Origin of the sequence: Variovorax sp. YR266, from assembly GCF_900107295.1 — a bacterium.
GTDB lineage: Bacteria > Pseudomonadota > Gammaproteobacteria > Burkholderiales > Burkholderiaceae_C > Variovorax.
Genome location: NZ_FNPM01000005.1, coordinates 408,869 through 431,470, shown reverse-complemented (window position 1 = coordinate 431,470; position 22,602 = coordinate 408,869). Strand labels below are relative to the sequence as shown.

Genomic DNA, 22,602 nt, shown 5'->3' with positions numbered 1-22,602 from the left:
CAGGCTCCCTTCAGGCGGCTTCGTTACATTCGCCGCATGTCTGTTTCGCGAATCGCTCCCGCCCCATTGCAGCGGGTGGGTACTTCTGACTCCAAAACGCCACACTCGCCTGCCTCCGGCAGCCCGTGGGTGCGCTTCAATCTCTGGCTGGAGCGGCCGCGTTCGGCCGCCGTGGTCGTCCTGTGGCTCAGCCTCTACCTCGTCCTGACCACCAACTGGCCGCTGTGGAACGAGTTGGCCCGCATCGGTGGTGCGCCGAGCACCTACATGTCGACCATCGTGGTCATGAGCCTGCTCACGCTGTGCGGCTCGGCGGCCATGTTGTCGCTTACCGCCTGGTCGCGCTGGATGAAGCCGCTGTGGCTCGCCGTGGTCGTGCTGGCCGCGGTGGTGCAGCACTACATGCTCGAGTACCGCGTGGTGATGGACCCGACCATGATCGCCAACGCGCTGCAGACCGACCCGAACGAGGCGCGCGACCTGCTGAGCTGGCGCATGGCCTTCAACGTGGGGGTGGTGGTGCTGCCCGCGGCCTGGTTGCTCTGGCGGGTGCGCGTCGCGCCGATGGGCATTCTGTCGAAGCTATGGCGCAACGTGGCGCTGCTGCTGCTGTCGGTGGTCGTGGCGCTCGGCGCGGCGGTGTCCATGAACCGCGAGCTGGCGCCGCTGATGCGCAACAACGTTCATCTGCGCTACATGATGAACCCCATCGCAACCCTCTATTCCACGGGTTCGCTGCTCATCAAGCCGCTGTTCAAGCGCAGCGGCAAGCTGATTCCGATCACCGCCGGCACGGCGCTGGGCGCGAGCTATGCGGCCCAGACCAAGCCGCCGCTGTTCGTGGTGGTGGTGGGCGAGACGGCCCGCGCCGACCACTTCGCCCTCAACGGCTATGCGCGCGACACCACGCCCGAGCTGGCCAAGCGCGGCGTGCTGAGCTACCGCGACGTGCATTCCTGCGGCACCAATACGCTGGCCTCGGTACCGTGCATGTTCTCGCCGCTGGGCAAGCAGGGCTACGAATCGCGCAAGGACGACTACGAGAACCTGGTCGACGTGCTGCAGGCCGCCGGGCTGGCCGTGTTCTGGCTCGACAACCAGGCTGGCTGCAAGGACGTCTGCACCCGCGTGCCGAATGCCTCGGCCTTCGACGGCCTCGACGCAGCAACGAAGAAGGCTCTGTGCGACGGCGACGAATGCCTCGACGACGTGATGCTCAAGGGCCTGGACGAGCGCATCGCCGCATTGCCGGCCGAGCGCCGCGCCAAGGGCATCGTGCTGGTGATGCACCAGATGGGCAGCCACGGCCCGGCCTACTACAAGCGCTCGGCGGCCGATGTGAAGCGCTTCCTGCCCGAGTGCAAGACCAATGCGCTGGCCGAGTGCGGCCACGCCGAGTTGATGAACGTGTACGACAACTCGATCGTGCAGACCGATCGCTTCCTCGGCCAGACCATCGACTGGCTCAAGGCGCAATCGAAGCAGTACGACCCGGCCATGTTGTACGTGAGCGACCACGGCGAATCGCTCGGCGAATACGGCCTGTTCCTGCACGGTGTGCCCTACAGCTTCGCGCCCGAGGCGCAGAAGCACGTGCCCATGGTCACGTGGTTCAGCGAAGGCATGAGCGAGCGGCGCAAGCTCTCGCGCTCGTGCATGGAGGCGGGGCTCGATGCGCCGCTCACGCACGACAACCTGTACCACACGGTGCTCGGCGTGATGGACGTGACCACGCCCACCTACAAGCCGGCACTGGACGCGCTCGCGTCCTGCCGCAACAAGGCCTGAACGGGTTCGGCTACTTCTTCTCGCGGGGCAGCCGCCCCATGAGGAAGAACTCGATGTTCGGCTGCATGCCGCTGAAGCTGGCCAGGCGGTTGCTCAGGCCGAAGAAGGCGGTGATGGCCGCGATGTCCCAGATGTCCTCGTCGTCGAAGCCGTGGGCGTGCAGCGGCGGAAAGTCGCTGTCGTCGATCTCGTGCGAGCGGTCGCAGACCTTCATCGCAAAGTCGAGCATCGCGCGCTGGCGCGGCGTAATGTCGGCCTTGCGGTAGTTCACTGCCACCTGGTCGGCCACCAGCGGCTTCTTCTCGTAGATGCGCAGCAGCGCGCCGTGCGCCACCACGCAGTACAGGCACTGGTTGGCCGCGCTGGTGGTGGTGACGATCATCTCGCGGTCGCCCTTGGTGAGCGAGCCTTCTTCCTTGAGCATGAGCGCGTCGTGATACGCGAAGAACGCGCGCCACTCGGCGGGGCGGCGCGCCAGGCCGAGGAACACATTGGGCACGAAGCCGGCCTTTTCCTGCACGGCGAGGATCGCGGTGCGGATGTCCTCGGGCAGGTCTTTCAGTTCGGCAAGGGGGTAGCGGGCCGTTGTCATGTTGTCTCCTGGTGTTCGATGCCAGGATCATAGGCAACCGCCCGCGGTGCGCCGCGTTTACTTCAGCGCCTTGCCCTGTGCTGCACCCAGCGGCGTGTGCAGCTGCGAGGGTACCCAGGCGCCCGTATTGTCGTCGCGCCCCTGCAGCAGGTAGCGCGTGTCGGCCTTGCCGTAGTTCTGCACTGCCATGGCCGAGAACTTGCCGATGTCGGTCTTCGGGTCGCGCAGGCGATTGACGATCAGCACCTTCTTCGTGTCTGCAAAGTCGGCCATCATGTTCTGGTCGCCTTCGCTGTCGCCGGCCACGAAGCTCGGGCCGTAGCCGTACTTGCTGACCAGGAAGCGCTGGATGTTCTTCGTCTTGCCCGGGCCCTGCGTCTGGTCGTAGCCGCGGCGGAACTCGGGCTGGATCACGCCGCTGGCATCGCGCTCCAGCTCCATCGCGAGCACGCGCTCGGGCGGATTGTTGTAGCCGAAGGCGGGGTTCGACGAGATCTCCTTGATCACATCGACGAACGATGCCGAGCACACCCACACGTCGAAGCCCGCGTTGCGGAAGGCGGCGTACAGCTCCTGCATTTCGGGCTGCAGGCGCAGGCCGTTCTTCCAGCTCACCGAGACCACGCCCGCGCGGCCCGGCAGCGCGGTGGGCGAAGTCCACTTGACCTTGGCGACCGGCTCCTTCAGCTGCCATGCCACCGTGTCGGCCGTGAGCTTGCGCACCTGCGCCTCGGTCATGCCGGCAAAGAGGTACGTGACCCACGGGTAGGCCGTGTCGTGATCGAAGGTGTCGCCGATGGCTTCGTACAGGTAGCGCACCTTGGTGGTGAATGCCCCGTAATGCGGGCTCAGTGCCACCACGGCCAGCGACTGGTCGCCTTTCAGGCCCTTGTAGTTCTGGTAAAGCCAGGTGTAGCTCGCGACGATGTCGGGCACCACGCGGTCGATGTTCACCGGTTGGCCGGCCGCGTTGTTGTACGCGGGCAGGAAGTCTTTCTTCGGGATGTTCTTGCGCAGCGCCACTTCGAGCTGCGCGGGCGTGGCACCGAAGACGAGGTTCTCGAGCTGGTAGATGAGCGAGGCCTCTTCGATGTCGAGGAAGACGCTGGTGTTGTCCCAGTCGAACACCACGTACGGCCGCTTCGCGGCGTTGTAGCCCGGGCTGCCCTTGCCGAGGCTGGCGATCAGGCCCTCGATCTGCGCGCGGTTGAAGGCGTCCCAGTGGCCGGGCGAAAGGGCCGGCCCCGCGGAGGACGACAGGCTGGCGCAGCCGGCCGCAGCCATCGCTGCGGCAATTGGCGAGAGAAGAAGGAGGCGACGTTGCATTGCTTTTTTCCTGTTTGAGTGCATGCGTTGGACAAAAAAAGACGATGACGAGCGTACGAAGCGCTCGTGACAGTTCTGGCGTTGCCGCTTGTGGGTTGTGCTCAGCGCGCGAGCGATGGCGCCTGGCGCTGTTCGAGCACCGCGAGATCGCTCTCGTCCTTGAGCCCGATGCCGGTCAGCCCCCTGCGCAGGGACTCTCGCATCAGCCATGCCAGCTTGAACGCGGCCACTTCGTAGGGCAGGCCTTCGGGGCGCACGTTCGAGATGCAGTTGCGCTCGGCGTCGTGCCGGCCGCGCTTTGGCGAATGGGTAAGGTAGATGCCGAGGCTGTCGGGCGAGCTGAGGCCCGGGCGCTCGCCGATCAGCATGACCGAGAGCGCCGCGCCGAACAGTTCGCCCACCTCGTCGGCCAGCGCCACGCGCGCCTGCGTGGCGATGACCACGGGGGCAAAGCTCGTGTCGGGCGGCAGGTGCGATCGCAATGCCGCGAGCAGTGGCACCGTATGACGGGCTGCCGCGAGCGAGGAGAGCCCGTCGCCGACCACCACGCAGACATCGCAGCCGTAGCGCCGGTCGCCGAGCAGGCGCGTGGCGGCGTCTTCATCGAGCTGGCGCCCGAGGTCGGGCCTGCGCAGGTATTCGGTACGGTCCGCGGCGCGGCTGCGTGCGCGTGCGACTTCCCAGCGCTGCGCGGTCAAGGCGGCTTCGAGCGCATCGACGTCGAGCGCAGCATGGATCGCGTCGCGCGCCATCGCGTGCGCCCATCCGAAGCGCAGTGTCTCGTCGGTCGGCATGCCGGCGCCGGCGCGGCCCAGTGCCAGCCGCGCGGGCGTGGCCGAGCGCCATTGCGCCCAGGGGTTGGGGGTGACCGGTGAATCGCTCATGACGCGAGTGCGGACAGTCCGCTCATGTCGGCCAGCAGCCGGTTGGAAGAGGGCGGTGCCAGCTGGCCGGCCGCATTGGTGATCTGCATGCGCTGCAGCCACGCTTCGAACTCCGGCGCACGCTTCAGGCCCAGTGTTTCGCGCAGGAACAGTGCGTCGTGGAAGGAGGTGCTCTGGTAGTTGAGCATCACGTCGTCCGCGCCCGGGATGCCCATGATGAAGTTGATGCCCGCCGTGCCCAGCAGCACGAGCAGCGTGTCCATGTCGTCCTGGTCGGCCTCGGCGTGGTTGGTGTAGCAGATGTCGCAGCCGATGGGCAGGCCCAGCAGCTTGCCGCAGAAGTGGTCCTCGAGCCCGGCGCGGATGATCTGCTTGCCGTCGTACAGATACTCCGGCCCGATGAAGCCGACGACAGTGTTGATGAGAAAGGGCTTGTAGCGCCGCGCCAGCGCATAGGCGCGCGCCTCGCAGGTCTGCTGGTCGACGCCGAAGTTGGCGTTGGCCGAGAGCGCGCTGCCCTGGCCGGTCTCGAAGTACATGACGTTGTCGCCAATGGTGCCGCGCTTGAGCGACAGCGCCGCTGCATAGGCCTCGTCGAGCAGCTCGGGCGTCACGCCGAAGGAGAGGTTCGCCTTCTCGGTGCCCGCGATCGACTGGAACACCAGGTCCACCGGTGCGCCGGCTTCGGCCAGCTTGAGCGTGTTGGTCACGTGCGTGAGCACGCAGCTCTGCGTGGGAATCTCGAAGCGCTGGATCACCTCGTCGAGCATGCGCAGCAACTGGCCAAGCACCGGCATGCTGTCGGAGGCCGGGTTGAGGCCGATCACCGCATCGCCCGCGCCGTAGAGCAGGCCGTCGAGCGTGGAGGCGGCCACGCCGCGCAGGTCGTCGGTCGGGTGGTTGGGCTGCAAGCGCACGGCCAGGTGGCCGGGCAGGCCGACGGTGTCGCGAAAGCGCGTGACCACGCTGCACTTCTTCGCGACCGACACCAGGTCCTGGTTGCGCATGATCTTGGACACGGCCGCCACCATCTCGGGCGTGAGGCCCGGCGCAAGCGCGGTGAGCGTGGCGGTGGTGGCAGCCTCGGACAGCAGCCAGTTGCGGAAGTCGCCGACAGTGAGGTGCGACACCGGCGCGAAGGCCTGCGCGTCGTGGCTGTCGATGATGAGGCGCGTGATGTTGTCGCTCTCGTACGGAATCAGCGCTTCAGAGAGGAACTGCTTGAGCGGCGTGTCGGCCAGCACGTGGCGCGCGGCCATGCGCTGCTGCGCGGTGGCCGCGCCGATGCCCGCGAGGTAGTCGCCCGAGCGCGCGGGGCTTGCGAAGGCCATGACCTGCCGCAAGTCTTCGAAGGCGAAGACCTGGTCGGCGATGGTGGTGCGATACAGCATCGTTCTTCAGGTGTCAGGCGGAGGTCGTTGAAGAAGACAGCATCTCGTCGGGCGCGGCCGCTTTGCGCTGCGCCGATGTCAGCAGGAAGTAGCCGTACGCCGCGGCCATCAGCACGATGAACAGCAGCGTGAGCATGCCGTTGAACCACACCATCGCACCCAGGCACACCACGCCGAGCCCGAGCGCGATGGCCGGGAACACCGGGTAGAAGGGCGCGCGGTAGGTGCGCAGCAGGTTCGGCTCGGTGCGGCGCAGCTTGAACAGCGCGGCCATCGAGATCAGGTACATCACGATGGCGCCGAGCACCGCCATGGTCACGATGTTGGCAGTGAGCGTCTGGCCGCCGAACTGCACCCATTCATCGCTGAAGATGGCAATGACGCCGATCACGCCGCCGGCCAGCAGTGCGCGGTGCGGCGTGTCGAAGCGCGGGCTCAGGCCGGCGAAGTAGCGCGGCAGGTACCCGGCGCGCGCCAGCGCGAAGATCTGGCGCGAGTAGCCCATGATGATTCCGTGGAACGAAGCGATCAGCCCGAAGAGGCCGATCCACACCAGCATGTGCAGCCAGCCACTGTTATCGCCCACCACCGCCTTCATGGCCTGTGGCAGCGGGTCGTTGATGTTGGCGAGCTTGCGCCAGTCGCCCACGCCGCCCGCGAAGATCATCACGCCGAAGGCCAGCACCACCAGTGTGACGATGCCCGTGGTGTAGGCGATGGGAATGGTGCGGTGCGGGTCGCGCGCCTCTTCGGCGGCCATGGCCGCGCCCTCGATGGCGAGGAAGAACCAGATCGCGAACGGTATGGAGGCGAAGATGCCCGAGATGGCCGCGCCGTTCAGCACGCTGCCACCAGCCCAGCCGTTGGCCACGAAGTTGGCCATGGTCCAGCCCGGCGTGACCACGCCCATGAACACCAGCAGCTCGACGATGGCCAGCACCGTCACGAACAACTCGAAGGCCGCCGCTATGCCCACGCCGACCCAGTTGAGCGCGATGAAGATCACGTACGCGCCCAGGGCGAACCACTTCGGGTTGATGCCCGGGAACTGCACGTTGAGGTACGCGCCGATGGCCAGCGCGATGGCCGGCGGCGCGAAGACGAATTCGATCAGCGTCGCAAAGCCCGCGACAAAACCGCCGTTGGGTCCGAAGGCGCGCCGCGCATAAGCAAAAGGACCACCCGCATGCGGAATGGCTGTGGAGAGCTCGGTGAAGCTGAAGATGAAGGTGGTGTACATCGTGGCCACCAGCACCGTGGCAACCAGGAAGCCGAGCGTGCCGGCCGTGTTCCAGCCGTAGCTCCAACCAAAGTACTCACCCGAGATGACGAGGCCCACCGCAATGCCCCAGAGTTGCACGGGGCCGAGCACTTTCTTGAGATGGCCGGTGCCTGTGTGGGCCGGCGCTGCTGCGCCTGTGCTGGCTTCGGTGGAGTTCATGCGGCTTCCTCTCTGCGTGAATGTTGACAGTGCACATTCAGCAAAGCAAGGGCCGTTCCAACGAGGCCGGCATGGGCCGATATGGGCCGATATGGGCCGCTGGCCATAATCGGGGCCTCTCAACCTTCGAGGTGTTTTGTGAAGTCTCTTTTCTGTGCCGCTCTCGTGTCCGTCTTTGCAATGCCCGCCGCGTTCGCGCAATCTGCGCCCGTGACCACGCCAAGCGGACTGATCTACCAGTCGATCAAGGAAGGCACCGGCGCTTCGCCCGCGGCCACCGACGTGGTCAAGGTTCACTACCGCGGCACCTTCCCCGACACGGGCAAGGAATTCGACAGCTCCTACAAGCGCGGCGAACCCACCGAGTTCCCGCTCAACGGCGTGATCCCGTGCTGGACCGAAGGCGTGCAGAAGATGAAGCCCGGCGGCAAGGCCAAGCTGACCTGCCCACCGTCGATTGCCTACGGTTCGCGCGGCGCCGGCGGCGTGATTCCGCCGAACGCCACGCTGAATTTCGAAGTGGAGCTGGTGTCCGTCACCAAGCGCTGATCGTCAGATCTGCGCCATGCCGCCGTCGACGAATAACTCGACGCCGTTGACGAAGCTGCTGTCGTCGGAGGCCAGGAACACCACGGCCTTGGCGATTTCGTCAGGCGTGCCGACCCGGCCCAGCGGGATGTTCTGGGTTTGTCCCTCGACGAAGCCCTGCACCTGCTCCGCCGTGAGGCCCAGCAGGTCGTAGGCGGGGGTCGGCACCACGCCCGGGCTCACGGCGTTCACGCGGATGCCGGCGTCCTTCAGGTCCACCGTCCAGCTGCGCGCAAAGCTGCGCACCGCCGCCTTGGTCGCGCTGTAGACGCTGAAGGCCGGGTTGCCCTTGATGCTGGTGATCGATGCGTTGAGCACGATCGACGAGCCCTTGGGCATCAGCGGCAGCGCCTTCTGCACCGTGAAGAGCAGGCCGCGCACGTTGGTGCCGAAGATCTTGTCGAAGTGTTCCTCGGTGATCTGCCCCAGCGGCAGCAGGCTGCCGCCGCCCGCGTTGGCGAACAGCACGTCGAGGCGGCCTTTCTCCTGCTTGATGGCGGCGTAGAGCCGGTCGAGGTCTTCGAGCTTCGACACGTCGCCGAGCACGCCGGTCACGTTGCGCCCGATGGCCTTCACGGCCGCGTCGAGTTCGGCCTTGCGGCGGCCGGTGATGAACACGTGCGCGCCTTCGGCCACGAAGCGTTGCGCGGTGGCCAGGCCGATGCCGCTGGTGCCGCCGGTGACGAGGGCGATCTTGTCGTCGAGCTTGAGGGTCATGGTTTCTTCCTTGGTGGTTGCTGCAATGCAGCGTTGTCGATGGAAGGAAGTTTGGGCGCGACCCCCACGCGGACCAAGACGGCGCGCGGGATTTGTTTATTTCCGGATCACTAATAATCCGGCGATGGACCAGATCACCGCCATGCGCGTGTTTGCCCGCGTGGTCGAGGCAGGCACCTTCACGCGCGCTGCCGACTCGCTGCAGATGCCCAAGCCCACCGTGACGAAGATGGTGCAGCAACTCGAAACGCACCTGCGCGTGAAGCTGCTGCAGCGCACCACGCGGCGCGTGACGGTCACGCCCGAGGGCGCGGCCTACTACGAGCGCACCGCGCGCGTGCTGGCCGAACTGGAAGACATCGAGTCCGACCTCACCAACGCGCAGGCCAATCCGCGTGGGCGGCTGAGGGTGGACGTCGGCTCCTCGCTGGCCAACATGATCCTGATTCCGCAACTGCCGACGTTCCATGCGCGCTATCCCGAGATCGAACTCGAGATCGGCGTGAGCGACAGGCCGGTGAACCTGATCGGCGATGCGGTCGATTGCGTGATCCGTGCCGGCGAACTGACCGACCAGTCGCTCGTGGCGCGCCGCATCGCGACCTTGCCCTTCGTGACCTGCGCCACGCCGGCCTATCTGGAGCGCCACGGCGTGCCGAAGACGCCTGCGGACCTCGGCGACGGCACGCACCGCGTGGTGGGCTATTTCTCGTCGCTGAGCAACCGGCCGATTCCGCTGCGCTATGGGCGCGGCGAGGAGCGCATCGAGATCCACGGCCACACCGTGGTGGGCGTGAACGAGAGCACGGCGCACCTGAGCGCGATGCTCACCGGCATGGGCGTGGCGCAGACCTTCGATGTGATGGCCGCGCCCTACCTGGCCAGCGGCGCGCTGGTCGAGGTGCTGCAGGGCTGGGCGCCCGAGCCGTATCCCCTGCACGTGGTGTACCCGACCAACCGGCACCTGAGCGCCAAGCTGCGCGTGTTCGTGGATTGGGCGGTGGAACTCTTCGCGCCCTACAACAAGGCCGGCAAGCGCTGAAGCGCCCGCGATTTCAGCCCGGCTGGTACTGGTACAGCCAGGTCTCGGTCAACGTCTGGTCACCGTTCTTCATGTACATGCGCATGTCGATCGGCTCGTTGCCTTCGGGCGTGAAGTCGAACTGTGCGCGCCAGTGGCCCGGCACGCCGTTGGGCACGGCCTCGGCGAAGACGTACGAGAACTTGCCGCGCGCCGCCGTCAGCATCACCTCGGGCTTCACGCCGAAGGGCACGGCCTGCAGCGGCTGTCCGATGAACTCGACCATGAACTTGCGCACGCCCTGCGGACGCGGCTGGCCCGGCTGCCCGCCGCGCCCGATGCGCGTGGCCACGCAGCGCGCGAGCGGCGACGGAAAGGGTTCCTGGTCGGTCCAGTGCAACCGGTATTGCAGGCTGTAGCTGGCCCCGGCCTTCGCATCGGCCTTGGGCACCCAGAAGGCGACGATGTTGTCGTGGATCTCGTCGTCGGTCGGAATCTCGATGAGCTGCACCGAACCCTCGCCCCAGTCGCCCAGCGGCTCGATCCACAGGCTCGGGCGCTTCTCGTAGTTCACGCCGTCCTGGTAGTGGTCGAAGGCGCGATCGCGCTGCAGCAGGCCGAAGCCGCGCGGCTTGGTGTCGGCGAAGGCCGAGGCGCGCGTCTGCGTGGGGTTGTTGAGCGGGCGCCAGATGCGCTCGCCCGCGCCGTTCCAGATTGCGAGGCCGTCGGAGTCGTGCACCTCGGGGCGCCAGTCGATGGCGGTGGGCTTGATGGTTTCCGAGTACCAGTACATCGACGTGAGCGGCACCAGGCCCAGGCGCGACACGTCGCGGCGCAGGAACATGCGCGCGTCGATGTCCATGATGACGGCCTTGCCGCGCTGCATGATGAACTTGAACACGCCCGTGACGCTCGGCCCTTCGAGCAGCGCGTAGACCGTCATCGACGTGGTGTTGTTGGCGGCCGGTGTCTCGAAGTAGAAGCGCGTGAAGGTCGGAAACTCCTCGGGCTTGTCGGGCACCGCCACGTCGAGCGCAAGGCCGCGCGCCGACAGGCCGTACTGGTAGAGCTCGCCGATCGCGCGAAAGTACGAGGCGCCGAGGAACGCGACCCAGTCGTTCTTCTGCCAGTCGAGCTTGCTCTGGTCGCCCAGGCGGCTTTCCTGCAGGCGAAAGCCCGCAAAGCCTGCGCCCGGCGGTAGCGCGCGCGCGGGGCTGTCGGGCGGCATCGAGAAGTAGGAGGGGCTGTAGAGCACCTCGCGGGAAAATGCGTCGCCGTCGGTGTTCTCGAGCACGTGCATGCGCACGGGCGTCTGGAAGAAGCGCCCGAGGTGGAAGAAGGTAACGGGGAAGGCGCCGGGCCCGTCGCGGAAGAGGGCGTTGGCGGGGTCGAACTTGATCTTGCCGTGCGCGTCGTAGTCGATGCGGTCGAGCACCTCGGGCGCCAGTGGCGCGGCGGCTGCATAGGGCTTGGCGGCGAGCGACTTCGCCTGTGCGATCAACGCGTCGAAGGAAAAGGGCGTGGGCTGGCTCAGTTGCAGCCCGTTGGCGGCCAGTGCCTCCTGGGGCAGTCCGAGGGCGGCGAGTGCGGCAGCGGCACCACCGGCGGCAAGGAAGGATCGGCGATCAAGCATGTGGTTCTTGAGGGTTGCGAATCTTGAGGGGGAAGAAAGAAAAGCAGCGAAGACGATAGAGCATTCTCCGCGACCGGGAACAGCTGATAGCTTGACCTGGCCCGGGGCCGCACCGCGTCAGCCATTCCGCGCAGCGCGGGCCGGACAAAGCCGGCACTTCACAAAATTGTGCGTTTATGTATCGGCGACGTCCGTCGCCTTCAGCGCGTAGAGCGCATACAGCGGCACCCCGAGAAACAGCATGACCATCGGCGCGAACAAGGTGTAGGGCAGGCCGATGCCTTCCAGCACGCGGTAAGTGTCGGTCAGCTGCAGGCGCGGATGGGGCTGCGTCAGTTCGGTAGAGCGACGGATGCCCCAGAGGAACTCTGCACCGGTCGTGCGCACCGACGGATGCTGCCTTCCGCGCCCCACCGCAAGCCAGCACATGGCGTCGAAAGCCAGCATCGAGCCGGCGGGCGCGCGTTCGCCGAAGGTGGCGAGCACCGCCTGCACCTGCTCGGGCTTCAGGTACATCAGCACGCCCTCGGTGAACAGGAATACCGGCGCAGCGTTGCGCTTGCGCGGCAGGCCCAGCTGTTCCCACCAGTCGGGCGCGGTCAGGTCGAGCTCGCGCAGGTCGTGGCGTTCATTCGTCTCGGGGATCAGCTCGCGGCGCATTTCGAGCACCTCGGGCAGGTCGGCGTCGGTCATGTGGGACTTGCCGTCGTCCAGCCACTGGAAGTAATGGCTAAGGCCGCAACCCATGTTCACCACGCGCCCGCCGGGGTGCTGCTTGAGGAAGTCCTGGGCCAGGCTGCGGAAGCGACGGGTGCGCGAGAGGATGCTGTAGATGGTCGCCCGGTCTTCCGGCAACGCGTGGCCATCGTCGCGGATCTGCTCCAGGATGCCCGCGGCGTATGCGTCCCGCACGGCCACTTGCGGAAACATCGCGTCGCCCGAAGCCCGGGCGGCCAGGGGAATCCGCAAGGTCGAAGGAACGGCCGACAGGCGCCGTGCGCGTCTGCCGGTGGTCATGGATGCGGAAGAGAGGCCATGCACAAAGTCTGGCCGCTCCGGCATTGCGGGGCAAGTCAGTCTTTGGTTATGCCGGCGGGTGAGAAGCGCATGTCTGCGCAGGCCCGCGCCTTCAGCCTGCGGACTGTCCAGTCAATGTGCCTCGGGCTTGCCGCGCTGGCGCGCAAGATGGCGATAGATGGTGCTGCGGTGAACATCCAGCCGGCGGGCGGCCTTCGCCACGTCGTGATCGCAGGCCTTGAGTGCCTCGTCGATGGCGTGGCGTGTGATGCTCATCAGCGGTTCGGTGTGTGGCAGGGCATGGGGCGTCGCGTCGTCGGGCGGCGAAGTCCACGCGCCGACCAGATGCGCGGGAAGCATGGCCGCCGTCACCGAATCGCCCGCATCGGCAAGCGCCACGACCGCACGCAGCGTGCTGCGCAGCTCCCGCACATTGCCCGGCCAGCGGTAGGCGGCCAGCGCTTCGAGCGCATCGCTCTCCAGCCGCAGGTGCTTGGCCGCGCCGCCCGCTTCGAGGAACAGCCGTGAGATCAGCGCGTGCCGGTCGCCGCGCTGGTGCAGCGGCGGCAGGGCGACTGTGAACCCCGCCACGCGATACATCAGGTCGGCGCGAAAGCGCCCGGCCTCCACCAGTGCCGGCAGGTGGCCGTGCGTGGCGCAGACCAGGTCGAAGTCCACCGCCACGCCCTGGCCCCCGCCCAGCGGCGTGACCACGCGTTCTTCGAGCACGCGCAGCAGGCGCGTCTGCAGGGGCAGCGGTATCTCCGCGATCTCGTCGAGGAACAGCACCCCGCCGTGGGCCTCGCGGATGCGGCCCGCCATGCCCTTTCGCTTGGCACCGGTGAAAGCGCCTTCCTCGTAGCCGAACAGCTCGGACTCGATCAGTGTTTCTGGCAGCGAGGCGCAGTCCACTGCCACGAAGGGCCCCGCACTGCGCCGGCTCGCGGCATGCAGCCGGCGCGAGAACACTTCCTTGCCGCTGCCGGTCTCGCCGTTGACCAGCACGGAGACGCCTTCGTTCAGCACCCGCACAGCCTTGTGCAGCAGCGGTTGTATGTCGTCGGCTTCAGTGGTCATGCCCGGGGACGACGTGGCGTGCCGAGTGGTGGTACGCGCTGTGTCCGGCGTGTTCGAACGCTCCATCACCATCGCGATCTGCCGCCCGCCCGGCAGCGTCAGCAGGTTGCGCCGGTGCTCCATGCGCGGCCAGTTCGCGCCGAGAAAAGCTTCGGCGTCCAGGTCGAGCAGGCCGTCCCACGAGCGGCTGAACAGTTCGAGCGCTACACGGTTGGCTGCGACGATGCGCCCGCCCTCGATCACCATCAGCCCCTCGCGCGCGGTGCCAATCAGTGCCGGCCGCGCGTGGAAGCGCAGCACGTGGCCGCCGGCCTCGGCCAGCATCATGCGATGCTCGACCTGCTGCGCCGCCATGCGCACCAGCCCCAGAGCATGCGTGTTCACGCGCACCGTCTCGCCCGAGATGTCGAGCGCGCCCGCCAGTTCGCCGCGCCCGGTGAAGATGGGTGCTGCCGCACAGCCGAGCGCGCCGTTCTGCGCCAGGTAGTGCTCGCCGCCCAGCACCATCAGCGCTTCTCGCTCTGCCAGCGCCGTGCCGATGGCATTGGTGCCCCGGTTGTGCTCCGACCATTCCACGCCGGGCTGCAGCGCAATGCGCTCGGCCTTGGGCAGGAAGTCGGCGCTGCCGACCTCTTCGAGGATCAGCCCGCTGGCGTCCGACAGGATCACCACGCAGCCATTGCCGACTGCATGCTCGGCAAGGCCGTCGAGCTCGGGCTGCGCGCAGTTCAGCAGCCGCATGGCCTGCTCGCGCCGTTCGCTCAGCAATGCCAGCGCCATCGGCTCGGGGTCGATCACATGGTGGTCGACCGGGCGGCTGCGCTGCCAGGAACGCGAGATGTGCGGTGCGATCCACGGCGCAGGGTCGCGGCCCTGCGCGAAGAACAGCTCGCGGGCCTGATCCACTCCGATCGATGGCAAATGCGCTTCACCACTCATGCGTGTCTCCGATAGGTTTTCGCCTTGTGCGACATCCTAGTCGCCATATTCGCGCGAACATGTCGCAGATTGCGAATGAAAACCCGCTCCGGCATCGGTTTGCAGTGCGCAGGTGCCTAGGGAATGTCCCGATCCGGCCGGGTATGTGGCTTGCGGTAGTCCATGCAGGCCGCCGCATGTCGTGGCGCCACTACCTTGCATATGGAGACAAAGTCATGGACATGCTCGAACCGGGCAAATTCGGTACCGCGGTGCCGTTCAAGAAGCGCTACGGCAATTACATCGGCGGCGAATGGGTCGCGCCGGTGGACAACCAGTACTTCGAGAACATCACACCCGTCACCGGCAAGGTCTTCTGCGAGGTGCCGCGCTCCACGGCGGCCGACATCGACCGCGCGCTCGACGCCGCCCACAAGGCCAAGGGCGCCTGGGGCCGCACCTCGACCACCGAGCGCGCCAACATCCTGAACAGGATCGCCGACCGCATGCAGGAAAACCTGGCAGTTCTGGCGGCCGCCGAAACCTGGGACAACGGCAAGCCCATCCGCGAAACCACGGCAGCCGACCTGCCGCTGGCCATCGACCACTTCCGCTACTTCGCCTCGTGCATCCGCTCGCAGGAAGGCGGCATCAGCGAGATCGACCATGAAACCTTCGCGTACCACTTCCACGAGCCCATCGGCGTGGTCGGCCAGATCATTCCCTGGAACTTCCCGATCCTGATGGCCGTGTGGAAGCTGGCGCCCGCATTGGCGGCCGGCAACTGCGTGGTGCTGAAGCCGGCCGAGCAGACGCCGGTGTCGATCCTGGTGCTGATGGAAATCATCGGCGACCTGCTGCCGCCGGGCGTGCTGAACGTCGTCAACGGCTTCGGCGTGGAGGCGGGCAAGCCGCTTGCGTCGAGCAACCGCATCGGCAAGATTGCCTTCACCGGCGAGACCACCACCGGCCGGCTGATCTCGCAGTACGCGAGCCAGAACCTGATTCCGGTCACGCTGGAGCTGGGCGGCAAGTCGCCCAACATCTTCTTCGCCGACGTGATGGACAAGGACGACGGCTTCTTCGACAAGGCGCTCGAAGGCTTCACCATGTTCGCGCTGAACCAGGGCGAGGTGTGCACCTGCCCGTCGCGCGCGCTGATACAGGAGTCGATCTACGACCGCTTCATGGAACGCGCGCTGAAACGCGTGGCCGCCATCAAGCAGGGCAGCCCGCTCGACATGGCAACGATGATCGGCGCGCAGGCTTCCAGCGAGCAGCTCGAGAAGATCCTGTCGTACCTCGACATCGGCAAGCAGGAAGGCGCGAAAGTGCTGATCGGCGGCGAGCGCCAGAAGCTCGAAGGCGATCTGGCCGACGGCTACTACGTGAAGCCGACCGTGTTCAGGGGCCACAACAAGATGCGCATCTTCCAGGAGGAAATCTTCGGCCCCGTGGTGTCCGTCACCACCTTCAAGGACGAGGAAGAAGCGCTCGCCATTGCCAACGACACGCTCTACGGGCTGGGCGCCGGCGTGTGGAGCCGCGACATGAACCGCGCCTTCCGCATGGGCAAGGGCATCCAGGCCGGCCGCGTGTGGACCAACTGCTATCACCACTATCCGGCGCATGCGGCCTTCGGTGGCTACAAGCAGTCGGGCATCGGTCGCGAAAACCACAAGATGATGCTCGACCACTACCAGCAGACCAAGAACCTGCTGGTGAGCTACAGCGAGAACAAGCTGGGCTTCTTCTGATGACCGGCGAAGTCCTGCGCGTCACCGCGACCGATGCCGCGCTCGCGTTGACCGACAGGCTCGCCGCAAAGCACGGCCCGCTGATGTTCCATCAGTCGGGCGGCTGCTGCGACGGCAGTGCGCCCATGTGCTACGGGCGTGACGAGTTCATCGTGGGCGACTACGACCGGCTGCTCGGCCACATCGGCGGCATGCCGTTCTACATCAGCGGGCCGCAGTTCGAGTACTGGCAGCACACGCAGCTGATCATCGACGTGGTGCCGGGGCGCGGCGGCATGTTCTCGCTGGAGGGGCCGGAAGGCTTGCGCTTCCTGACGCGCTCGCGGCTCTTCACCGACGAGGAGTGGGCAGTGCTGGAGGCCGAAGAGGCGAAGTAGCAAGGGGAAGGCAGGAGGGCGTTGCGCAGATAGACTGGGGCGTTTTTCGATCAATCTCCAAGGAGCACCCCGTGAAGATCAGCGCGCCCTCGAGTCCGGCTGCGCGCCGGACTTTTCCGTTTGAAGGAAATGTGGTTTCCGCGAAAACCACTTTCCCGGTGACCTGGCCGACGCCATAGTTGCCGACCACCAACCCCAGCACAAGAACAGGAAACCGAATGAGCACCCTCGACATCGTCGGCCTCTGCGGCAGTCTTCGCACCGGCTCCATCAACCGGGCCGCCCTGAACCTCGCAGGCTCGCTGATGCCCGAGCCGATGGCCATGGAGGTCGTCGAATGGCGCGAGGTGCCGGTGTTCGACGCAGACGTGTTCGCCAAGGGCTACCCGGCATCGGTGCAGGCGCTGCGCGACCGCATCCGCCGCGCCGACGGCGTGGTGATTGCCACGCCCGAATACAACTTCTCGATTCCGGGCGGGTTCAAGAACATGATCGACTGGCTCAGCCGCGGCGAAGACCAGCCCTTCGCGCACAAGCCGGTGGCCATCCTGTCGGCATCGCCGGGGCCGGTTGGCGGCGCGCGCGTTCAGTACGACCTGCGCCGCGTGCTGTTGTTCGTGAACGCGATGGTGCTGGCGAAGCCCGAGGTCTTCATCGGCGGCGCGGGCGGCAAGTTCGACGCGGACGGCAACTGCACCGACGAGACGACGCGCAAGTTCGTCGGCGACCAGATGAAGGCGTTCGAGAAGTGGATCGCGGCGGTCAAGCGGATGGCGGCTGGCTGAGTCTTCGCCCGCTAGGTCGATGAGGCGAGTAGCTGACGCACCAACAGCTGTACAGCGGGCGAGAGCGTGGCCCCCATCTTCGTCGCCATCAGCAACCGCCGCGTGGCCCACGCATCCTTCAGCCGCACGACCTTCAGATCGAGCGCCGCAACCTGCGCCTTGCACGCGGCCAGCGGCACCACGCCGATGCCGAGATTGGCTGCGATCATGTGGCACATCGCATCGAAGCTGCGCACCTGTACGCGCAGGCGCATCGGGATGCCGGCCTGCTCTGCCGCGCGCGACGTGAGCTCCAGCAGCGAACTGCTGCGGTTCAGGCCGACGAATTCGTGCGCGAGGCAGGTCTTGAAGTCGACCTGCTTCACGCGGCTGCGCGCCAGCGGATGCTGCTTTGCGCACAGCACCACGAGTTCGTCGGTCTGGAAGGGCGCGACGTCGAGCCCATAGGCGGGTGTGTTCTCCGCGAACACGCCGACGTCGGCGAGCCCGTCGACCAGTGCGCGCACGATGTCGCCGCTCAATTGCTCTTCGACCTCCACTCGGATGTCGGGATGCTGCGCGAGAAAAGTCGCGAGCGTCGTGGGCAGGAACTCGGTCAGCGCCGACATGTTGGCCCACAGCCGCACGTGGCCGCGCACGCCGCTTGAGTAGTCGTTGATCTCGTTGCTGAACTGCTCGAAGCCCTGGAACAACCGCATCGCATGCTGCATCACCACATGGCCGGCGGGCGTGAGCGCGATGCCTTGCGCGCTGCGTTCGAGCAGCTTCGATCCCGTTGCTGCCTCGAAGTCCGAAAGCCGGCGGCTTGCCGCCGACAGCGCGAGGTGGCACGCCTCCGCGCCCTTGGTGATGCTGCCCGACTGCGCGACCGCGCAGAACAGGCGCAGCGTCACGAAGTCGACGCGGGCGGGGTTGATCGGGCTGGGCATCGGCGGATTCTAGAGAGGCGCGGCCACCCCTTCGCGTTTTGCGAAGAGGTACTGCCATCACAGCAATTCCGCTCCTCGCGATCTGTTCCTAGAGTTGAGGCCAACCCAACAAGGAGACGGACGCGGACATGAATGCACTCGAAGGCCTGAAAGTGCTGGAGCTCGGCCAGCTCATTGCCGGCCCCTTCGCCGGGAAGACACTGGCGGAGTTCGGCGCTGACGTGATCAAGGTCGAGCCGGCCGGTGTCGGCGACCCGCTGCGCAAGTGGCGGCTGCTGCGCGATGGCACTTCGGCATGGTGGGAGGTGCAGTCGCGCAACAAGCGTTCGGTGTGTCTCGACTTGCGCAGCGCCGAAGGCCAGGAGGCGGCGCGCGCGCTGGCGCTCGAGGCTGACGTGCTGATTGAGAACTTCAAGCCCGGCACGCTCGAAGGTTGGGGCCTGGGGTGGGAGCAGCTGCACGCGTTGAACCCGCGGCTGATCATGCTGCGCATCTCGGGCTACGGGCAGACCGGGCCTTATCGCGACAAGCCCGGCTTCGGCGTGCTCGGCGAATCGATGGGTGGGCTGCGCTATCTGAGCGGCGAGCCGGGGCGGGTGCCGGTGCGCGTGGGGGTGTCGCTGGGCGACACGTTGGCGGCGCTGCATGGCGTGATCGGCGTGCTGACCGCGCTGCACCACCGAACGGCCCATGGCGGGGAAGGGCAGTTCATCGACGTGGCGCTGTACGAGTCGGTGTTCAACGTGATGGAAAGCCTGCTGCCCGAGTACGACGCCTTCGGCGCGGTGCGCGAGCGCGCCGGCAGCGCGTTGCCTGGCATTGCGCCGACCAACGCCTACCGGTGCAACGACGGCCACTACGTGCTGGTGGCCGGCAACGGCGACAGCATCTTCCGCCGGCTGATGCGGGCCATCGGGCGCGCGGACCTGGAGAACGACGCGGAGCTCGTGCACAACGATGGGCGCGTGCGGCGCGTGGCGGAGATCGACGCCGCCATCGAGGCATGGACGCTGCAACGCAGCCGCGATGAAGTGCTGGCCGCACTCGACGCTGCTGGCGTGCCGGTCGGGCGCATCTACACCGTGGCCGACATCGCGAGCGACCCGCAGTACCTGGCGCGCGAGATGATCGTTGAGGCGCCCACATCGGACGGCGCCACGCTGAAGGTGCCCGGCGTGGTGCCCAAGCTCAGTGCCACGCCGGGCCGCATCGCGCACCCCGCGCCGCGCCTTGGCGAGCACACCGGCGATTTGCAGGGCGCTGGCTGGCCAGCGCGCCGCGCGGAAAGCGGGCTTCTCGTATGAAGACGGGCAACGGCATGCGGCTATTCATCAATGAGGTCGCCACCCGCGACGGCTTCCAGATGGAGAGCCGCTTCATTCCCACCGACGACAAGGTCGCGCTGATCGACCGGCTCAGCGGGCTGGGCTACGCCAAGATCGAAGTCACGTCGTTCACTTCGGCAAAAGCGATTCCGGCATTGCGCGACGGCGAGGAGGTGATGCACCGCATCGCCCGGCGCCCCGGCGTGGTCTATACCGCGCTGGTGCCGAACGTACGTGGCGCCGAGCGTGCGCTGGAAAGCCGCATCGACGAATTCAACATCGTCATGTCGGTGAGCGAGACGCACAACCTCGCCAACCTGCGCATGACGCGTGAGCAGTCGTTCGCGCAGCTGGCCGGGGTCGTTGCGCTGGCGAAGCAAGCCGGGGTGCCGGTGAACGTGTCGCTCTCGTGTGTGTTCGGCTGCCCGATGGAGGGCGAGGTGCCGCTGGCAGCGGTGCAAGGCTGGATCGACCGTTTCGCCGCGCTGGAGGTGCAGGGCATCACGCTGTGCGATACGACTGGGATGGCCTATCCCACGCAGGTGCAGGCCCTCTGCGAGAACGTCATCGCGGTTCATCCCCAGATGGACTGGACCGCCCACTTCCACAACACACGCGGCATGGGCCTTGTAAACACAGTGGCCGCCGTCGAGGCCGGCATCCACCGGCTGGACATGTCGCTCGGCGGCGTCGGCGGTTGCCCCTATGCCCCGGGTGCGACCGGCAATGTGGCGACCGAAGACGTAGTGCACATGCTGCAGTGCATGGGCTACGACACCGGCATGGACCTGGGCGGCCTGATCGCCGCCGCGGCCGAGCTGGAATCGCTCGTACAGCACGAGCTGTCGAGCCAGGTCTCGCGCGCGGGCCATCGGCTGACGCGGCATGCACCGCCCGCGGATTTCAACGACATCGTTACTCGTGCCAAGGAGCGCGGGCAGAAGGAGCTCCACCCGTGATCGACCATCTTGACCACCTCGTGCTGACGACTGCGCACGAAGAAGCCTGCATCCGTTTCTACGTCGATGTAATGGGCATGGCGCTCGAAAGCTTCGGCGCCGGCCGCAAGGCTTTTCGCTTCGGCAACCAGAAGATCAACCTGCACATCAAGGACCACGAGTTCGAGCCCAAGGCGCAGCTGCCGACGCCGGGGTCGCTCGACCTGTGCTTCATTGCCAGCGTGCCGCTCGAGGAAGTCATCGCGCGGCTGAAGGAGCACGACGTGCCGATCCTCGAAGGCCCGGTGATGCGTACGGGCGCTACATCGCGCATCCGCTCGGTCTATGTGCGCGACCCCGACCTGAACCTGATCGAGATATCGGAGCTGGCGCCCTGACGGTGCGGGCCCGAAGACAGCAAGCCAAATACAAAACCACCGGAGACAAACCATGAAACCCATCCACCGCCTTCTCGCGGTCGTCCTTGCGTTGGCTGCCTCGGCTGCAACTGCCGATACATGGCCCTCGAAGCCGATCACCATGATCGTGCCCACGTCGCCGGCCGGCTCCACCGACATCATGGCGCGCATGGTCGGCGATCCGTTGCAGCGCGCGCTGGGCCAGCCCGTGGTCATCGACAACAAGCCTGGCGCCAGCGGCAACATCGGCACCGAGTTCGTGGCGCGCGCCGCGCCGGACGGCTACACACTGCTGATGCAGTACTCGGGCTTCCACGTCGGCAACCCCTCGCTCTACCCGAACATCAGGTGGAGCCCGACGAAAGACTTCGTGCCGGTGGCGATGGTGATGCGCGCGCCGCACGTCGTCGCGGTGAGCGGCAAGCTCCCGGTGAACTCGATGAAGGAACTCATCGAATACGGCAAGAAGAAGGAGGGCGGCCTGTTCTACGCCTCGTCGGGCAACGGCTCGATCCAGCACATCGCGGGCGAGTTGCTGTCGCGGCAGTCGAAGCAGGCGATGACGCATGTGCCCTACAAGGGCTCGGGCCCGGCCATCAACGACCTGATCTCGGGCAACGTCGACATGTTCATCACCACGCCGCCCTCGGTCATCGGCCACTTCGCGGGCGGACGCATCAAGGCGCTGGCCTATACGGGCACAAAGCGCCATCCGTCGATGCCCAATGTGCCGACATCGGCCGAGGCGGGCCTGCCGGGCTACGAGGTCGAGTCGTGGTTCGCGGTGTTCGCGCCGGCGAAGACGCCGCCCGAGGTCGTCGCCAGGCTCAGCGCGGAGCTGAAGAAAATCGTGGAGAGCGAAGCCTTCCGCAAGAAGGTCGACGAGCAGGGCGCCTTCGCGACCTACATGGACTCGCCAACGCTCGCGAAGTTCGTCGACCAGGAGCTGGCGACCTGGTCGAAGGTGATCAAGTCGGCGGACATCAAGCCGGATTGAAGGGGGGCGGGGCCCTCAGTCTTCCTGGTAGACGACCTCGAAGGTCTCGCACAGCACCGGCATGCGCAGGTCGGGCTTCCTGCCGAGACACTCGCATTCGCCGCTGAAGTACTTCCAGTGGCCTTCGCGCCAGTAGCGCAGCGAGCAATCGCCTTCGGCCTCGACGGCCACGAAGTCTTCACCGACCTCATCGAAGGGCATGACCACCACGCTGAGGGTTTCGATCACGCACAGGGGCTTGCCATGCCAGTCGGTCACCACGCTCAGGTCACCGGGCTTGGGCCGTGGCCTGCCGGTCGATTCGAAGGACCATTCGAGGCTCGCGGTGCCGCGCTTGCGCCCGTCCAGGACGAGCTTTGCCAGTTCGGTGGCGCCGGCCTCGTTGTCGTCAAAGTAGAAGGCCTCGCCAAAGCGGGCGGACACGTCGGCGCCGACGGTGGCCTGGAATCGCTCCCAGAAGGGAAGAATGCTGGATGGAACGGTCATGTCGGGCGGCCTGGAGTCGAGCCCAAGCCTGCCACAGCATGAACGGCTACAGCTTGACGTTGATGATCGACAGGATGATTGCCGAGAGCGTCAGTGCGACGGGCACCTTCTGCACAGCGAGCGCGTGGGCCCGTGCGAACGAGGCCTGCGTTTGCAGCAAGAGGCTGGTTTCGGAATGGATACGTGTGGACATTTC

Annotated in this window: 22 protein-coding genes; 10 read left to right on the top strand and 12 right to left on the bottom strand. The window is 66.5% G+C overall.

Annotation, left to right across the window (positions count from 1 at the left end):
* Positions 1–36 precede the first annotated feature (36 nt).
* A complete protein-coding gene (locus BLW48_RS16395; RefSeq protein ID WP_093176270.1) occupies positions 37–1,788 on the top strand; it encodes a phosphoethanolamine transferase in 1,752 nt (583 codons plus the stop codon).
* A 10-nt stretch (positions 1,789–1,798) separates the two neighbouring features.
* Here BLW48_RS16395 and BLW48_RS16390 read toward each other — a convergent pair whose 3' ends face one another.
* From BLW48_RS16390 to eat, 5 genes are all read right to left on the bottom strand, one after another.
* On the bottom strand, positions 1,799–2,380 hold the full coding sequence (locus tag BLW48_RS16390) for a peroxidase-related enzyme (protein WP_093176267.1): 582 nt from the start codon (positions 2,378–2,380) through the stop codon (positions 1,799–1,801).
* Positions 2,381–2,437: 57 nt separating this feature from the next.
* Positions 2,438–3,706 carry an HAD family hydrolase gene (locus BLW48_RS16385; protein WP_093176265.1) on the bottom strand — a complete coding sequence of 423 codons (1,269 nt, stop codon included), beginning with the start codon at positions 3,704–3,706 and terminating at the stop codon, positions 2,438–2,440.
* Between the two features lie 101 nt (positions 3,707–3,807).
* Positions 3,808–4,590 carry an ethanolamine ammonia-lyase subunit EutC gene (gene eutC / locus BLW48_RS16380; protein ID WP_093055602.1) on the bottom strand — a complete coding sequence of 261 codons (783 nt, stop codon included), beginning with the start codon at positions 4,588–4,590 and terminating at the stop codon, positions 3,808–3,810.
* Positions 4,587–5,981 carry an ethanolamine ammonia-lyase subunit EutB gene (locus BLW48_RS16375; RefSeq protein ID WP_093176262.1) on the bottom strand — a complete coding sequence of 465 codons (1,395 nt, stop codon included), beginning with the start codon at positions 5,979–5,981 and terminating at the stop codon, positions 4,587–4,589. Before BLW48_RS16375 ends, eutC begins: the two co-directional genes overlap by 4 nt.
* Before the next feature lie 13 nt (positions 5,982–5,994).
* Positions 5,995–7,422 carry an ethanolamine permease gene (gene eat / locus BLW48_RS16370; protein ID WP_093055605.1) on the bottom strand — a complete coding sequence of 476 codons (1,428 nt, stop codon included), beginning with the start codon at positions 7,420–7,422 and terminating at the stop codon, positions 5,995–5,997.
* A gap of 180 nt (positions 7,423–7,602) precedes the next feature.
* Here eat and BLW48_RS16365 point away from each other — a divergent pair, with 180 nt between their 5' ends.
* Complete coding sequence (locus BLW48_RS16365) at positions 7,603–7,971, top strand: FKBP-type peptidyl-prolyl cis-trans isomerase (protein WP_176928807.1); 369 nt, start codon at positions 7,603–7,605, stop codon at positions 7,969–7,971.
* Between the two features lie 3 nt (positions 7,972–7,974).
* Here the strand turns inward: BLW48_RS16365 and BLW48_RS16360 are convergent, their stop codons facing one another.
* Positions 7,975–8,727 (bottom strand): glucose 1-dehydrogenase, encoded by a 753-nt coding sequence (locus BLW48_RS16360; RefSeq protein WP_093176259.1) that lies wholly within the window; start codon positions 8,725–8,727, stop codon positions 7,975–7,977.
* Positions 8,728–8,851: 124 nt separating this feature from the next.
* Here BLW48_RS16360 and BLW48_RS16355 point away from each other — a divergent pair, with 124 nt between their 5' ends.
* Positions 8,852–9,769, top strand: a complete 918-nt coding sequence (locus BLW48_RS16355) for a LysR family transcriptional regulator (RefSeq protein ID WP_093055611.1) — start codon at positions 8,852–8,854, stop codon at positions 9,767–9,769.
* Between the two features lie 13 nt (positions 9,770–9,782).
* Here the strand turns inward: BLW48_RS16355 and BLW48_RS16350 are convergent, their stop codons facing one another.
* The 3 genes from BLW48_RS16350 to BLW48_RS16340 form a co-directional block, all read right to left on the bottom strand.
* Entirely contained in the window at positions 9,783–11,381 is a 1,599-nt protein-coding gene (locus tag BLW48_RS16350; protein WP_093176257.1) for an OpgD/OpgG family glucan biosynthesis protein, read from the bottom strand.
* Between the two features lie 174 nt (positions 11,382–11,555).
* Positions 11,556–12,398, bottom strand: coding sequence for a class I SAM-dependent methyltransferase (locus BLW48_RS16345; protein WP_093176254.1), 843 nt, complete (start codon positions 12,396–12,398; stop codon positions 11,556–11,558).
* A 132-nt stretch (positions 12,399–12,530) separates the two neighbouring features.
* Positions 12,531–14,414, bottom strand: coding sequence for a sigma-54-dependent Fis family transcriptional regulator (locus BLW48_RS16340; RefSeq protein WP_093176251.1), 1,884 nt, complete (start codon positions 14,412–14,414; stop codon positions 12,531–12,533).
* A 215-nt stretch (positions 14,415–14,629) separates the two neighbouring features.
* On the opposite strand from BLW48_RS16340, the gene adh reads away from it, so the two are divergent.
* The 3 genes from adh (at position 14,630) to BLW48_RS16325 (ending at position 17,312) form a co-directional block, all read left to right on the top strand.
* On the top strand, positions 14,630–16,150 hold the full coding sequence (gene adh / locus BLW48_RS16335) for an aldehyde dehydrogenase (protein ID WP_093055619.1): 1,521 nt from the start codon (positions 14,630–14,632) through the stop codon (positions 16,148–16,150).
* Positions 16,150–16,527 carry a DUF779 domain-containing protein gene (locus tag BLW48_RS16330; protein WP_093176248.1) on the top strand — a complete coding sequence of 126 codons (378 nt, stop codon included), beginning with the start codon at positions 16,150–16,152 and terminating at the stop codon, positions 16,525–16,527. The genes adh and BLW48_RS16330 overlap by 1 nt, the downstream gene beginning before the upstream one ends.
* Positions 16,528–16,745: 218 nt before the next feature.
* A complete protein-coding gene (locus BLW48_RS16325) occupies positions 16,746–17,312 on the top strand; it encodes an NADPH-dependent FMN reductase (RefSeq protein ID WP_093055623.1) in 567 nt (188 codons plus the stop codon).
* Between the two features lie 11 nt (positions 17,313–17,323).
* Here the strand turns inward: BLW48_RS16325 and BLW48_RS16320 are convergent, their stop codons facing one another.
* Positions 17,324–18,241: a LysR family transcriptional regulator gene (locus BLW48_RS16320; RefSeq protein ID WP_093176246.1), complete on the bottom strand. Its 918-nt coding sequence runs from the start codon at positions 18,239–18,241 to the stop codon at positions 17,324–17,326.
* A gap of 128 nt (positions 18,242–18,369) precedes the next feature.
* On the opposite strand from BLW48_RS16320, the gene BLW48_RS16315 reads away from it, so the two are divergent.
* The 4 genes from BLW48_RS16315 to BLW48_RS16300 are packed head-to-tail and all read left to right on the top strand — an operon-like array spanning position 18,370 to position 21,920.
* Complete coding sequence (locus tag BLW48_RS16315) at positions 18,370–19,545, top strand: CaiB/BaiF CoA transferase family protein (protein ID WP_093176243.1); 1,176 nt, start codon at positions 18,370–18,372, stop codon at positions 19,543–19,545.
* A complete protein-coding gene (locus tag BLW48_RS16310; RefSeq protein WP_093176241.1) occupies positions 19,542–20,525 on the top strand; it encodes a hydroxymethylglutaryl-CoA lyase in 984 nt (327 codons plus the stop codon). Before BLW48_RS16315 ends, BLW48_RS16310 begins: the two co-directional genes overlap by 4 nt.
* Positions 20,522–20,902: a VOC family protein gene (locus BLW48_RS16305; RefSeq protein WP_093176238.1), complete on the top strand. Its 381-nt coding sequence runs from the start codon at positions 20,522–20,524 to the stop codon at positions 20,900–20,902. Before BLW48_RS16310 ends, BLW48_RS16305 begins: the two co-directional genes overlap by 4 nt.
* Positions 20,903–20,954: 52 nt before the next feature.
* Positions 20,955–21,920: a Bug family tripartite tricarboxylate transporter substrate binding protein gene (locus tag BLW48_RS16300; RefSeq protein WP_093055631.1), complete on the top strand. Its 966-nt coding sequence runs from the start codon at positions 20,955–20,957 to the stop codon at positions 21,918–21,920.
* Positions 21,921–21,935: 15 nt separating this feature from the next.
* On the opposite strand, the gene BLW48_RS16295 is transcribed toward BLW48_RS16300, so the two are convergent.
* Together BLW48_RS16295 and BLW48_RS35410 are read right to left on the bottom strand one after the other, a co-directional pair.
* Positions 21,936–22,406 (bottom strand): ASCH domain-containing protein, encoded by a 471-nt coding sequence (locus BLW48_RS16295; protein ID WP_093176235.1) that lies wholly within the window; start codon positions 22,404–22,406, stop codon positions 21,936–21,938.
* A gap of 46 nt (positions 22,407–22,452) precedes the next feature.
* On the bottom strand, positions 22,453–22,599 hold the full coding sequence (locus BLW48_RS35410) for a hypothetical protein (protein WP_176928800.1): 147 nt from the start codon (positions 22,597–22,599) through the stop codon (positions 22,453–22,455).
* Positions 22,600–22,602 lie beyond the last annotated feature (3 nt).